At 36.2% G+C, this 12507-nt stretch carries 17 protein-coding genes; 2 read left to right on the top strand and 15 right to left on the bottom strand.

Translation table 11 applies throughout. The annotated features are described in order from the left end of the window. Window positions 1-144: 144 nt before the first annotated feature. Complete coding sequence (locus NQ499_RS13335; protein ID WP_040390217.1) at window positions 145-630, top strand: VanZ family protein; 486 nt, start codon at window positions 145-147, stop codon at window positions 628-630. Here the strand turns inward: NQ499_RS13335 and NQ499_RS13340 are convergent. Genes NQ499_RS13340 through NQ499_RS13405 form a run of 14 tightly spaced genes read right to left on the bottom strand, consistent with a single transcriptional unit; the run spans window position 627 to window position 10695 of the window. Further along, entirely contained in the window at window positions 627-1178 is a 552-nt protein-coding gene (locus tag NQ499_RS13340) for a M15 family metallopeptidase (RefSeq protein ID WP_006506967.1), read from the bottom strand. The two genes, NQ499_RS13335 and NQ499_RS13340, sit on opposite strands and share 4 nt — an antisense overlap. Before the next feature lie 40 nt (window positions 1179-1218). After that, entirely contained in the window at window positions 1219-1623 is a 405-nt protein-coding gene (atpC, locus tag NQ499_RS13345; protein WP_006506966.1) for an ATP synthase F1 subunit epsilon, read from the bottom strand. Further along, window positions 1616-3016: a F0F1 ATP synthase subunit beta gene (gene atpD / locus NQ499_RS13350; protein ID WP_006506965.1), complete on the bottom strand. Its 1401-nt coding sequence runs from the start codon at window positions 3014-3016 to the stop codon at window positions 1616-1618. Before atpD ends, atpC begins: the two co-directional genes overlap by 8 nt. Window positions 3017-3030: 14 nt before the next feature. Then, window positions 3031-3885: an ATP synthase F1 subunit gamma gene (gene atpG / locus NQ499_RS13355; protein WP_006506964.1), complete on the bottom strand. Its 855-nt coding sequence runs from the start codon at window positions 3883-3885 to the stop codon at window positions 3031-3033. Between the two features lie 2 nt (window positions 3886-3887). Further along, a complete protein-coding gene (gene atpA / locus NQ499_RS13360) occupies window positions 3888-5414 on the bottom strand; it encodes a F0F1 ATP synthase subunit alpha (RefSeq protein WP_040390216.1) in 1527 nt (508 codons plus the stop codon). Window positions 5415-5423: 9 nt separating this feature from the next. Continuing rightward, a complete protein-coding gene (locus NQ499_RS13365) occupies window positions 5424-5960 on the bottom strand; it encodes a F0F1 ATP synthase subunit delta (RefSeq protein ID WP_006506962.1) in 537 nt (178 codons plus the stop codon). Then, the gene (gene atpF / locus NQ499_RS13370) at window positions 5960-6460 is read right to left on the bottom strand and encodes a F0F1 ATP synthase subunit B (RefSeq protein ID WP_006506961.1); all 501 of its coding nucleotides are present in this window, start codon (window positions 6458-6460) and stop codon (window positions 5960-5962) included. The genes NQ499_RS13365 and atpF overlap by 1 nt, the downstream gene beginning before the upstream one ends. Window positions 6461-6485: 25 nt before the next feature. After that, window positions 6486-6713: an ATP synthase F0 subunit C gene (gene atpE, locus NQ499_RS13375; RefSeq protein ID WP_006506960.1), complete on the bottom strand. Its 228-nt coding sequence runs from the start codon at window positions 6711-6713 to the stop codon at window positions 6486-6488. A 31-nt stretch (window positions 6714-6744) separates the two neighbouring features. After that, complete coding sequence (locus tag NQ499_RS13380) at window positions 6745-7410, bottom strand: F0F1 ATP synthase subunit A (RefSeq protein WP_006506959.1); 666 nt, start codon at window positions 7408-7410, stop codon at window positions 6745-6747. Further along, complete coding sequence (locus NQ499_RS13385) at window positions 7410-7784, bottom strand: hypothetical protein (protein WP_006506958.1); 375 nt, start codon at window positions 7782-7784, stop codon at window positions 7410-7412. Before NQ499_RS13385 ends, NQ499_RS13380 begins: the two co-directional genes overlap by 1 nt. After that, window positions 7784-8404: a uracil phosphoribosyltransferase gene (gene upp / locus NQ499_RS13390; protein WP_006506957.1), complete on the bottom strand. Its 621-nt coding sequence runs from the start codon at window positions 8402-8404 to the stop codon at window positions 7784-7786. Before upp ends, NQ499_RS13385 begins: the two co-directional genes overlap by 1 nt. An 11-nt stretch (window positions 8405-8415) precedes the next feature. Next, window positions 8416-9651: a serine hydroxymethyltransferase gene (locus tag NQ499_RS13395; protein ID WP_006506956.1), complete on the bottom strand. Its 1236-nt coding sequence runs from the start codon at window positions 9649-9651 to the stop codon at window positions 8416-8418. 5 nt (window positions 9652-9656) lie between these two features. Next, window positions 9657-10097, bottom strand: coding sequence for a ribose 5-phosphate isomerase B (gene rpiB, locus NQ499_RS13400; RefSeq protein WP_006506955.1), 441 nt, complete (start codon window positions 10095-10097; stop codon window positions 9657-9659). Further along, window positions 10075-10695 (bottom strand): L-threonylcarbamoyladenylate synthase, encoded by a 621-nt coding sequence (locus NQ499_RS13405; RefSeq protein ID WP_006506954.1) that lies wholly within the window; start codon window positions 10693-10695, stop codon window positions 10075-10077. The genes rpiB and NQ499_RS13405 overlap by 23 nt, the downstream gene beginning before the upstream one ends. 189 nt (window positions 10696-10884) lie before the next feature. On the opposite strand from NQ499_RS13405, the gene NQ499_RS13410 reads away from it, so the two are divergent. Continuing rightward, entirely contained in the window at window positions 10885-11805 is a 921-nt protein-coding gene (locus NQ499_RS13410; protein ID WP_162013206.1) for an alpha/beta hydrolase, read from the top strand. Window positions 11806-11833: 28 nt separating this feature from the next. Here the strand turns inward: NQ499_RS13410 and NQ499_RS13415 are convergent, their stop codons facing one another. Continuing rightward, window positions 11834-12502: a DUF4177 domain-containing protein gene (locus tag NQ499_RS13415; protein WP_006506952.1), complete on the bottom strand. Its 669-nt coding sequence runs from the start codon at window positions 12500-12502 to the stop codon at window positions 11834-11836. Window positions 12503-12507 lie beyond the last annotated feature (5 nt).

The raw sequence follows: 12507 nt of genomic DNA on the forward strand, positions 1-12507 counted from the left end.
TCTAAAGTGAAAAGTTAAATTCCACTTTAGCGTATTTTCATTTCTTACATATACATATACTTATGTTTGTTTAGAATTTCTTATTCATTTGTATTTTTTCTTTGCCTGATGTATATTGATACCCTAAGAAAGGAGAGAAAAATAATGAAGAAAAAAGTATTACGTATTCTACTCACTCTACTCATCATTGCCTGGATGGGACTTATATTCTTTTTCTCTAGCCAAACAGGTCCAGCAAGTGCATCTTCTTCTCATTCTGTCTTATATCTATTAGGACATATTTCAAAGAGTCTTACAGGGCATGATTTAGTGGCCGCATTATCACCTGCAGCTTTTGGTTTCCTAGAATTCATTATTCGTAAATGTGCGCATATGTTTGCATATTTTATCTTAAGTATTCTCACAATGTCACTTTTGTTTACATATAAAAAATATCCTATACGTTTCAAAGCATGTATCTCTTTACTAATCAGCTTTCTTTATGCCTGTTCAGATGAACTTCATCAGTTCTTTGTAGGAGGGCGCAGTGCAAGTTTTAAAGATGTTCTCATAGATTCCACAGGTGCATGTATTGGAATACTTCTTACAATTATCATTTATATCATAATCAAAAAGGCACAGCATCATTAGCTGTGTCTTTCCTTTGGATTGAATTCTATATACTCATAGGACTCTTCATCTGTATAATGCCACCATTCACCCTCATAGCCAATAAAGCCATACTTCTCCATCGTTTCTTCTAATAATAGAACATGTTTAAGAGGACTTCCTGTTAACCATAAATAATCTCTACTTGCTTTACTAGTAAAGTCATCAAACTCTGTAGGCATATCTATTTCACTTCCATCGCTCTTTACTAAAGTGACATCTACGACATTTCCAAAGTTATGTGTTTTAGGACCATTTGTGGGATCAGCAACAAACTCATCATCATGAATTAGTTCCCAGAAATACTGTTGTGCAGTAAATGGTCTATAAGCATCCCAGATTTTAAGGCTATAACCTAATCCTTTTAATTCTTCCTGAACCTTCTTAAGTTTAAGTGTTGTACCTCTTCTTAAATACGCTTCATCAAAATCATATACTTTAGTATGAGTAAAGTTACGTTTTGTCGCATAACGTAGTTCCACATATATATCAGGAATATAATCTTTAACTCTTACATAATCATCGTTCATACTATCTCCAAAAGAAAATCCAGGGAATTAACCCTGGATCTTAGTAATTGTTTTTGACATGAATACGTGTAATAGCCTTCTTTAACGCAATTTCAGCACGCTGATAATCGATATCTGGATTCTTTGATTTTAATCTCTCTTCAGCTCTTGCCTTTGCTTCTTCAGCTCTACGTAGATCGATTTCTTCTGGCGATTCAATATCATTCACAATAAGTGTAACAGTATTATCACCATCTACATAAACAAATCCACCACCAACAGCGAATTCATATCTGTCTTTATCAATCCTATAATTCATTTCGGCGATTTCCACACCACTCGCCAATGGCATATGGTGAGCAAGTATACCCATCTGACCATCAGTTGTTCTGATGTTCAGAATATCTACGTCTACATCCCTGTAGGTACCTTTAGGAGTGACGATATGTAAATGAAATTTACTCACTTAAAGTTTCAGCTTTCTTTACTGCTTCTTCAATAGTACCTACATTATGGAAAGCCTGCTCTGGTAAATCGTCATATTTGCCTTCTAGAATTTCTTTAAATCCTTTTACTGTATCATCAACATGTACATACTTACCATCTAAACCTGTGAACTGTTCAGCTACAGTAAATGGCTGTGATAAGAAGTTTCTAATTCTTCTTGCACGTGCAACGATAAGTTTATCTTCTTCACTCAATTCATCCATACCAAGAATTGCGATAATATCCTGTAATTCCTGATATTTCTGTAACATCTGAGTTACTCCATGAGCCACTTCATAATGTTCTTTACCAACAACGTTTGGATCAAGACCTCTAGAAGAAGAGTTTAGTGGATCTACTGCAGGGTAAATACCTAATGCTGCAATACTACGATCAAGTACAACTCTTGCATCAAGGTGTGTGAATGTAGTTGCTGGAGCAGGGTCAGTCATATCATCGGCAGGTACATAAACAGCCTGTACTGATGTGATAGAACCCTGTTTAGTTGAAGTAATACGTTCCTGTAACTGACCCATTTCAGTTGCAAGAGTTGGCTGATAACCTGCCTGAGATGGAACACGTCCAAGTAGGGCAGATACTTCTGAACCAGCCTGAGTGAAACGGAAGATATTATCGATGAATAGTAAGACATCCTGTCCCTGTTCATCACGGAAATATTCCGCCATAGTAAGTGCTGATAATGCAACTCTAAGTCTTGATCCAGGTGGTTCATTCATCTGACCAAACACTAGTGTTGTCTTATCTAATACACCACTTTCTTTCATTTCATAATACAAATCATTACCTTCACGAGAACGTTCACCAACACCGGCGAATACTGATAAACCGTTATGTTCAGTTGCGATGTTGTTGATGAATTCCTGGATAAGAACTGTCTTACCTACACCGGCACCACCAAACAATCCAATCTTACCACCCTTGATGAATGGACAAATCAAGTCAACGACTTTAATACCTGTTTCAAGAATTTCAGTTTCTGTTCTCTGATCAGCAAATGTAGGTGCTGATCTATGAATTGGCATATGTTTTTCTTCAGTCAATTCATCTTTACCATCAATAGAATGTCCTAATACGTTGAACATTCTACCAAGTGTTTTATTACCTACTGGAACACTAATAGGTGCATTAGTATCCACAGCATCCATACCTCTTGTTAGACCATCAGTAGGACCCATTGCGATACATCTTACAATATCATCACCAATATGCTGAGCAACTTCTACAGTTAACTCTTCACCATGGTTATCAATTGTGATAGCTGTATTTAGATCTGGAAGATCTTTATCCGCAGCGAACTGTACATCGACAACTGGACCCTGAGCCTTGATAATCTTACCAACATTCAAAGACATATGGCACCTCCTTCTTATTGTGCATTGGCACCAGCAACGATTTCACTCACTTCACTCGTAATCGCGCTCTGACGTGCCTGGTTGTATTTTAATAACAACTCATCTGTTAATTCATTTGCATTGTCTGTTGCATTCTTCATAGATGTTCGTCTAGACGCATTTTCTGCAGTCACTGATTCAATCAAGTAACCATAGATAACGGCCTGTAAATACATCGGAATTAAGCTTCCAAGTACTGATTCAGGACTTGGTTCAAACAATGTATCTTTATGGAATTTCTTATCAGAGACAAGATCTTCTGCCTTAAGTGGAAGAAGAGTCACATCTCTAGGTACGAAAGTTAAATCATTCACATATTCTGTATATACAATATGAATAGACTTAATTTCTTTTTTCTTATAGCCTTCTAGAAGTGACGCAACTAATCTCACAACACTTCTAAAATCAAGGGTCGTATTAAGGTCTACATAAGTACCATCTACTTCACCTTTAAAATGTTTCTTAAACTGATTTAAGCCTTTATTACCAATCGCGATAATCTTCTTGGCATCATTCACTGATGCTTCAACCTGCTTAAAGATATTAGAGTTATATCCACCACATAAACCTAAAGTAGAAGTGATAACGATATAAACATCTTCACCCTTATCATTTAATACCAAATAAGGAGAATCAATATCATTTCCTGCAGAAGATAAGATCTGTGCACAAGTATCCTTTACCTGTGTATAATAAGGCTTCATGTCATTCAACTGATTTCTAGTCTTAGAAAGCTTAGAGCTAGCAACAAGTTCCATAGCTCTTGTGATTTTCTTAGTAGATTCAATTGATTTGATACGACGCTTGATGGCTTGCATCTGCCCAGCCATAATTAAGCCTCAGCTTTCTGTAAGTTTTCGAACTGAGTTGTATAAGCCTTAACAGCTTCCTTCAACTTAGCAGTTAATTCATCAGATAATACTTTCTTTTCTCTGATTTCATCAAGAAGATCACTATGTGCAACAGCAAACTTCTCTACCAAACCATCCATGTATTCCTGTACCTTTTCCACTTTAACATTCTTAACGAATCCATTTTCAAGTGCAAATAGAGTAATGATCTGATCAATAACATCTCTTGGTGCATACTGTGCCTGTTTTAATACTTCACGTACACGTTCACCATGTTCAATCGCATTCTTAGTTGCTGCATCTAAGTCAGAACCAAACTGTGCGAATGACTGCATTTCTTCATACTGTGCTAATTCATACTTCAAGTTTCTAGAAACCTGCTTCATAGCCTTGATCTGTGCTGTAGAACCTACACGTGATACAGATAAACCTGTATCAATGGCAGGTCTGAAACCAGCATTGAATAATTCCTGCTGTAAGAAGATCTGACCATCAGTAATAGAAATAACATTAGTAGGGATATAAGCTGAGATATCCCCTGCCTGTGTTTCAATGATTGGAAGGGCAGTGATAGAACCTCCGCCATTTTCTTCATTTAAACGACAAGATCTTTCTAATAGTCTTGAATGTAAGTAGAATACATCACCTGGATAAGCTTCACGTCCTGGTGGTCTCTTTAATAATAGAGACACTGTACGATAAGCTACGGCATGCTTACTTAAATCATCATAAACGATTAATACATCCTTACCCTGGTCAAGCCATTCTTCAGCAATAGCACAACCTGCATAAGGAGCAATATACTGAACTGGAGCAAGTTCAGAAGCTGATGCAGAAACAACAACAGTATAATCCATTGCGCCTGCCTTCTTTAATTTTTCAACAACCTGTGCAACTGTAGAGTTCTTCTGACCAATTGCGACATAGATACAGTACATATTCTGACCTTTCTGGTTGATGATTGTATCAACAGCGATAGCTGTTTTACCAGTCTGTCTGTCACCGATGATTAACTCACGCTGACCTCTACCAACTGGAATAATTGCATCAATAGTAGTGATACCAGTCTGTACTGGCTGATCTACTGATTTTCTTGTCATAACACCAGGAGCCACTCTTTCGATTGGTCTAGTCTTTGTAGTGATAATTTCACCCTGACCATCAATAGGCTGTCCTAAAGGGTTAACGACACGACCAAGCATTGCATCACCTACAGGTACTTCAATGATCTTACCTGTACGTCTTACTTCGTCGCCTTCTTTAATTTCGTCCGCATTACCTAATAAAGTAACACCAACACTATCTTCATCTAGGTTCATGACCATACCATAAACATCACCTGGGAAAAGGATCAATTCACCTAGCATTGCATTGTCTAAACCATGAACAACACTGACACCGTCACCAACAGTCATAACTGTTCCGACGTCTTTCTGTTCCATGACATCATCATAATGCTTAATCTGCTCTTTGATTAAAGCACTGATTTCATCGGGTCTTAATGCCACTTGCGTCACCTACTTTCTCAACAGCTCAGTCTTGAGCTTGCTGACTTTGTTCTTTAATGAGCCATCATAGACACGGTTCTCAATCTGAACCTTAACACCACCAATAAGTGTCTTATCTTCAACAGTTCTTAAAGTAATTGTTTTGTTTTCTTTCTGAGAAATCGCTTCTTCAATTGTCTTAACCTGTTCATCGCTTAATGCGAAAGGTGTGAAGATAACGCCTTCCTCGATACCAAGATGCTTATTACTCATCTTAATAAAGCTTTTTGTAATAGGCGCAATATATCTTGTTCTTCTTTTCTTTACAAGCAGTTTAAGAAAATTCAATACATAATGATTTACTGAAGTGCCAAAACCTTTATCGAGTAATGCACACTTTGCTTCATCATCTACAAGCACATGAGAGAAGAATTTTTCAAATTCTGGATTACTTTCTAAAACTGTATCAACTAGTTTCATGTCTGCTAGATAATCTTCTAGCGCATGATCTTCTAACGCTAACTGATATAAGCTTTCAGCATAACGTTCTGCAACATTTGCATCCATTAGTTAACAACCTGTTTTACGAAATCATCTACTAAAGCTTTATTGGCTTCAGTATTCATATTCTGATCCATGACTTTAGTAGCCACTTCAACAGCAACATCCACAATTTCTTTCTTCATTTCATCCTGTGCTGCAAGCTTTTCAGATTCAATTTCATGGCGAGCCTGTTCAATCTTTTCTTGAGCCTGCTTGTTAGCTTCATCCATGATTTTACTCTTAGCCTTTACGGCATCTTCCTTAGCCTGATCTATGATTTCTTTATACTGTTTTGCAGCTTCTTTAGCCTGTTTTTCACTTTCTAGAAGATATTCAGATGCTTTTTCATTCTTAGCCTTCGCATCATTGATATTACCTTCTATAAAATCAGCTCTCTTCTGGAAGAATTCTAATACATAATTCCATAAATATTTCTTGAACAGAAGAAGCATGATTGCAGTGGAACATAACTGAACAATCATAGTGGTAGGGTTTGGAAATAACTTTGCGGCTATATCTGGCATAGTTTTTTCCTCCTTAAACTATTTTTTATTTGAATACGAATAATAAGATGAAAGAAATAAGTAAACCATAGAGGGCTACTGTTTCTGTTAAGGCGATACCTAAGATCATAGTAGTACGGATCTTGCTTTCAGCCTCAGGATTTCTTCCAATTGCAGATACTGCATGAGCGGCAACTAAACCTTCACCAATACCTGTACCTAAACCTGCAAGTACTGCAATACCAGCAGCGATTGCAATTAAACCTCTTGTCATAATCAATTTCCTCCTATTGACATTTTTTCATTTATTCTTCATCTGGATTTTCATTAGAAATCAGAATTGAAGATAGTGTAACGAATACCAGTGCTTGTACACATCCAGAGAATACATCGAAATAACAATGTAATAGTGGTGCTACCACTGGTCCTAAAAAGTTGAATGGAATCAACTTATAACTTAAGAATGATGTTGCCTGATATACTAAGGCCATAATAAATGTACCACTCAATAAGTTACAGAAAATACGCATTGATATAGAAATCAATGGTGAAACCAAACCAAATAGGTTTGTTGGGGGAATCAAAGTTCCCTTAATATAACTGCCAACACCCTGATACTTAATCGCATTGATCTGAATTAATACCCATGTAATTAATGTTAAGGATAACGTGATTGAGTAGTTAGTAGTTGGCGCATCAAAACCTGTTAATCCAAATAAGTTAGATACCAACAGCCATGCAAATAACATAGAGAAATAAGGATAGTAGTTCTTCGCATATTTCTTAGGCATGATTGTTCCCATGTAGTCATAAACCATCTTAATGGCGGTTTCAACAAGAAGGACCACACCTTTTGGTCTCTTAGTTGGATCTGCTTCTCTTATTTTTTTACCTGCATAAACAAAGAAAATAGAAAGTAGCACAGTCACAATCAATGATGATATCAGTTCTGGCTGAATAGTGATTTTCATTATCTCATACGCCTCCTTTCTCCATATGCATGTATATAAATAGAAATCTTTACTACTAGATAGCCCAGAAATACAGTATACATGTTTACTATTTCTGGAAAGAATCCAGCTATCGCAAAACCAGCGGCAAAAATAAACAATTTAGCCATAAATAACATAACCGCAATTGTCTTACCTGCAGTCTGGATAGAAAGTATTGTATCAGTCATCTTCATATTGATCTGTAAAATTAATAAATCAATGAGATAACCTAATACAAATCCTACGCAGTAGCTGATTGAATGAAGAATGATGGAAAGTAGTACTGCAAGAATCAATCCTGCAAGAAATACTTTAACAGAAGTTCTTCTTACTTCATATTCATCAAATCCCATTAATTAGTACCAAACAAGCGGTCTCCCGCATCTCCTAAACCTGGTACAATATATCCCTTGTCATTTAGTTTTTCATCTAATGCAGCTAAAGTAAGCTTCACATCTGGATGACGTTCTTCAATGTATTTCACACCTTCAGGTGCACCTACAAGGCAGACAAGTTCAATATCCTTCGCACCACGATCTTTAATATTCTGGATAGCCATATCCGCTGAACCACCAGTAGCAAGCATAGGATCAAGAACAATAACCTTTGCGCTCTCTAATCCCTTAGGAAATTTAGCATAATATTCATGAGGAATCAATGTCTTTTCATCTCTATACATACCAATATGACCTACTTTCGCAGTTGGCATGATTCTTCTGAAGCCATCCACAAGACCCACACCAGCACGTAAGATAGGTACAAGAATAATATCTCTATCTAGTTCATAACCAGTTGTCTTACAAATAGGTGTTTCAATTTCCTTTTCTTTTAAAGGATAATCTTTTGTGACTTCATAAGCCATCAACATTGCGATTTCATCAAGATTCTGCTTGAAAATATAATTTGATGTCTTTTCTTCTCTCATAATTGAGAGTTTATGTTTAATTAATGCATGATTGAGTACTTTAACCATCTTATGGCCTCCTAGTATTTAATATCGTCATACATAGTCACTTTATCAGTTAACTTCTTTACTCTTGCAAGACATTCATTCTTTACTTCATCAGTTTCTTCATTCTTTAAACGATAGGCAATAATCTTTCCAACTTCTCTGAAGTCATCTTCCTTGAATCCTTTTGTGGTCATTGCTGGTGTACCAACACGGATTCCAGAAGCCTTGAAAGGTTTTTCTGTATCGAAAGGAATCGCATTCTTATTAGCTGTAATATTAATTTCATCAAGTAATCTCTGAGCCTTCTTACCTGTAATACCACAGCTGCTCTTTACATCAATAAGTAATAGATGATTATCAGTACCACCCGTTACAAGACGGAATCCTTCTTCCTTTAAAGATTCTTCTAAAGCTTTCGCATTCTTAATGATCTGATGACTATATTCCTTGAATTCAGGCTGTAATGCTTCATAGAAGCAAGCTGCTTTAGCGGCAATAATATGCATAAGAGGTCCACCCTGCATACCAGGGAAAACAGCTCTATCAATATCTTTTGCATACTTTTCCTTACACATGATGACACCACCTCTAGGACCTCTTAAAGTCTTATGAGTTGTAGTAGTCACGATATCTGCATAAGGGAATGGAGATGGATGATCTCCTGCAGCAACTAAACCAGCGATATGTGCCATATCTACCATAAAGATAGCGCCAACACTATGTGCTACTTCAGCCATGAATTTGAAATCAATCGTTCTTGCATAAGCACTTGCCCCTGCAACAACTAACTTAGGTTTGATTTCTTCACACATTCTCTTATATTCATCATAATCGATTCTTTCTGTTTCCTTATCAACACCATAAGCATGGAATTCATAAGTCTTACCAGAGTAGTTTAATGGATGTCCATGAGTTAAATGCCCACCATCATTTAAAGACATACCTAGTACTTTATCACCTGGCTGTAATAAAGCAAAATAAACAGCTGTATTCGCCTGTGCACCAGAATGAGGCTGAACATTTGCATACTCACAGCCAAATAACTTCTTAAGTCTTTCCTGTGCCAATGTTTCTACTTCATCCACAAACTGACATCCACCATAATATCTCTTAGCTGGATATCCTTCAGCATATTTATTTGTTAGAACTGAGCCCGCAAGCTCCATAATTTCTTTAGATACAAAGTTTTCGGAAGCGATCAATTCAATATTGTTTCTTTGTCTATTCAATTCTCGCTCAACACTCGCAAATACTTCTGTATCTCTCATAATACTTACTCCTTTTCTAAAGCCATCATTTTTTCAATTCTCTTAACATGTCTTCCACCTTCAAAATCAGTATGTAGCCATGCATTAAGAATCTCAACAGCGAGTCCTTCTCCAATAACTCTCTGTCCCATTGCAATCATGTTAGTATCATTATGAGCTCTTGTCGCTTTCGCACTAAATACATCATGACATAATGCGCAGCGGATACCATCTACCTTATTACATGTAATTGATACACCGATGCCTGTTCCACAAACAACGACACCTTTCTCACATTCTCCTGATGCAACAGCTTTAGCTGCCTTAGATGCATAATCAGGATAATCACAAGAGTCTTCAGTATAAGTACCATAGTCTACAACTTCATAACCCTGTTTCTTCATTTCATCAATAAGAACATTCTTTAAACGTAATCCACCATGATCACAAGCGACTGCAATTTTCATAATAAACCTCCTCGATTTCTTCTTTGGTAATTAAACCTTCTCTTAGTATTCTCACATCACCTTGACTTAAATCCACGACTGTAGATGCAGTTGCCGAAGCAGTCTGTCCTCTGACAACCATATCAATCTGTCCATCAAGCTGTGCAAGTACTTCTTTTTCGTTTGTTGTATTCCCTTGACCAGATAAATTAGCACTTGTTACTGATAAAGGCCCTGTCTGATCAATGAGTGACAAAACGAAAGAACTGTCTGGGATTCTAATACCTATTGTATCTTTTCCACTAACATGTCTCGAATCCACACTATCCAGTCTTTTTAATACGATTGTCATTCTACCTGGCATAAACTTATCAATCACTCTCTGGGTACCCTCGTCTACTAAGCCATACTTCTTTACATCATCTTTTTTTGACAACATAAGAGTCACTGCTTTATTCGGGTTACGTTTCTTGATTTCCATAATTCTATCAAGACCCTTCAAATCATCGAATAAGCAGGCAACGCCATAAACAGTTTCCGTAGGAAATGCAACAATCTTCCCATCTCTTACTGCACTTACTAATAAATCCATCTGTTCTGGTTCTATAACCTGTGTCATTAAAATCACCTCATATCGGTATTATTCTAACACAAAAACTTTCTTAAAAACATATATTTATCGCTTTCAAACATACCCTTTTCTACTTACACTTTGACCTATCTGTCAATTATTTATTCAAACTTAATCGTTTGTACATGAATTCTTCATAAAATATCTTATATAATGAATAAAAGGAGGTATTTTGTCGTGAAAAAGAAGAATGTAGTTATTGGTACAATAGGCGCAGCCGCTGCGGCATCTGCCACTTATCTTGCAGCAGGGCGCATTGCGATAGAAAAAGTATGTACAAGACGCAAAAAAGAAAAAGTAGGATTAAAACATCCAATGAGTGAAGATGATAAACAATGGCTAGATCATCAGACATTTATAGATATGGAAATCACTTCTTATGATGGATTAAAGCTAGAAGGGCAGTTCCTTCCTTATCCTGATTCTAATAAATTAGTGATCTGTGTTCATGGATTCCATTCTTACCATTATCGTGAGTTTGCATATTATATTCGTTTCTATCATGAACTTGGTTATAATATCCTTCTTCCAGATAATAGAGCACATGGACAGTCAGAAGGACATTATATTGGTTTTGGATGGTTGGACCGTTTAGATATATTAGAATGGATTAAAAAAATGGAAGAGTACTTCCATAATGAACCAATGAGTATTGTCTTACATGGTATATCCATGGGTGGGGCAACAGTACTCATGGTAAGTGGTGAAGAATTATCTGATAATGTGAAAGCTATTGTCGCTGATTGCAGCTATACAAGTGCTTATGATGAATTCAAATACTACTTAAAGAATAAAGGATGTCCACCATTCTTATTACTTCCTAGTGCTACATTATTATCCAAAAAGACAGTAGGGTATAACTTCAAACAGGCCAGTGCAGTCAATCAAGTCAAGAAGTCTAAAACCCCTACATTATTTATACATGGTAACCAGGATCACTTTGTGCCTACTTACATGGCATTAGAACTCTATAATGCCTGTCAAGCAGAAAAGAAATTACTTATTGTGAATGATGCCGCACATGGTGAATCTTATCATAAAGAGAAGAAACTTGTTCAAAGCAATATTACTCATTTCTTAGAGAAATATGTAGACTAATAGACCGAGCAACTTGCTCGGTCTATTCTTATTTCTTCGCATTTCTTATTTTTCTTTCAAAAATAAGCACAACTTCATCACTTGTACTATTGCTTCCTATACCAACACCTACAATAGCACCTCCTACCATATTACTGCCTATTTCATTTGTGAAAGCTGTTTTTAGTCTCCAGCCCTGTACACTATATCTTATTAATGTCTTCTTCAAACTATTTGTATCTGTTCTACCATGAGAATCATGAACAGTAACTACATCATATTCATAAAGATCATTACATTCTAAAATAGAATCTAAGTTATAATCGTTATTTCTTTCTTCTAATAATTCTGTGAACTTATCTTCCGTCATCGAATCATTAGAAGTATTTTTTTCTATGATTTGATCTAGTTTTGAGTTGATTTCTTTTTGTTCATCCATACTTTGACGTTGTTTGTAATACTTATCAAAATATGTATGAATTCCTTCTTTGATATCTTGAGAAAAATGACCTTTATCTAACTGTTGATCAATTGCCTGAATAGCTTCATCCAGCTGCTTTGTAGAAAGATGAGTACTTTTCAGTTTAGTTGATGTGATTGTGAGATTAGGTACTTGTTGTAAACAGGTATTACATAGACATACTTCTCCAAAACTATTTCTATCTGGAATAGTAGTAAAAACCTGCCCACAATGACTACATTTCATTTGTTTTTCCATATGAT

Source organism: Catenibacterium mitsuokai, from assembly GCF_025148785.1.
GTDB classification, from domain to species: Bacteria; Bacillota_I; Bacilli_A; order Erysipelotrichales; family Coprobacillaceae; genus Catenibacterium; species Catenibacterium mitsuoka.

What these genes read in the sequence shown, in the direction of transcription:
- atpD (WP_006506965.1), bottom strand. Translation starts at nt 3,016, where the DNA reads ATGTCTTTGAATGTTGGTAAGATTATCAAGGCTCAGGGTCCAGTTGTC.
- upp (WP_006506957.1), bottom strand. Translation starts at nt 8,404, where the DNA reads ATGGTTAAAGTACTCAATCATGCATTAATTAAACATAAACTCTCAATT.
- NQ499_RS13415 (WP_006506952.1), bottom strand. Translation starts at nt 12,502, where the DNA reads ATGGAAAAACAAATGAAATGTAGTCATTGTGGGCAGGTTTTTACTACT.
- rpiB (WP_006506955.1), bottom strand. Translation starts at nt 10,097, where the DNA reads ATGAAAATTGCAGTCGCTTGTGATCATGGTGGATTACGTTTAAAGAAT.
- NQ499_RS13395 (WP_006506956.1), bottom strand. Translation starts at nt 9,651, where the DNA reads ATGAGAGATACAGAAGTATTTGCGAGTGTTGAGCGAGAATTGAATAGA.
- atpG (WP_006506964.1), bottom strand. Translation starts at nt 3,885, where the DNA reads ATGGCTGGGCAGATGCAAGCCATCAAGCGTCGTATCAAATCAATTGAA.
- NQ499_RS13385 (WP_006506958.1), bottom strand. Translation starts at nt 7,784, where the DNA reads ATGGGATTTGATGAATATGAAGTAAGAAGAACTTCTGTTAAAGTATTT.
- NQ499_RS13365 (WP_006506962.1), bottom strand. Translation starts at nt 5,960, where the DNA reads ATGGATGCAAATGTTGCAGAACGTTATGCTGAAAGCTTATATCAGTTA.
- NQ499_RS13405 (WP_006506954.1), bottom strand. Translation starts at nt 10,695, where the DNA reads ATGACACAGGTTATAGAACCAGAACAGATGGATTTATTAGTAAGTGCA.
- atpF (WP_006506961.1), bottom strand. Translation starts at nt 6,460, where the DNA reads ATGCCAGATATAGCCGCAAAGTTATTTCCAAACCCTACCACTATGATT.
- NQ499_RS13380 (WP_006506959.1), bottom strand. Translation starts at nt 7,410, where the DNA reads ATGAAAATCACTATTCAGCCAGAACTGATATCATCATTGATTGTGACT.
- atpE (WP_006506960.1), bottom strand. Translation starts at nt 6,713, where the DNA reads ATGACAAGAGGTTTAATTGCAATCGCTGCTGGTATTGCAGTACTTGCA.
- NQ499_RS13335 (WP_040390217.1), top strand. Translation starts at nt 145, where the DNA reads ATGAAGAAAAAAGTATTACGTATTCTACTCACTCTACTCATCATTGCC.
- NQ499_RS13340 (WP_006506967.1), bottom strand. Translation starts at nt 1,178, where the DNA reads ATGAACGATGATTATGTAAGAGTTAAAGATTATATTCCTGATATATAT.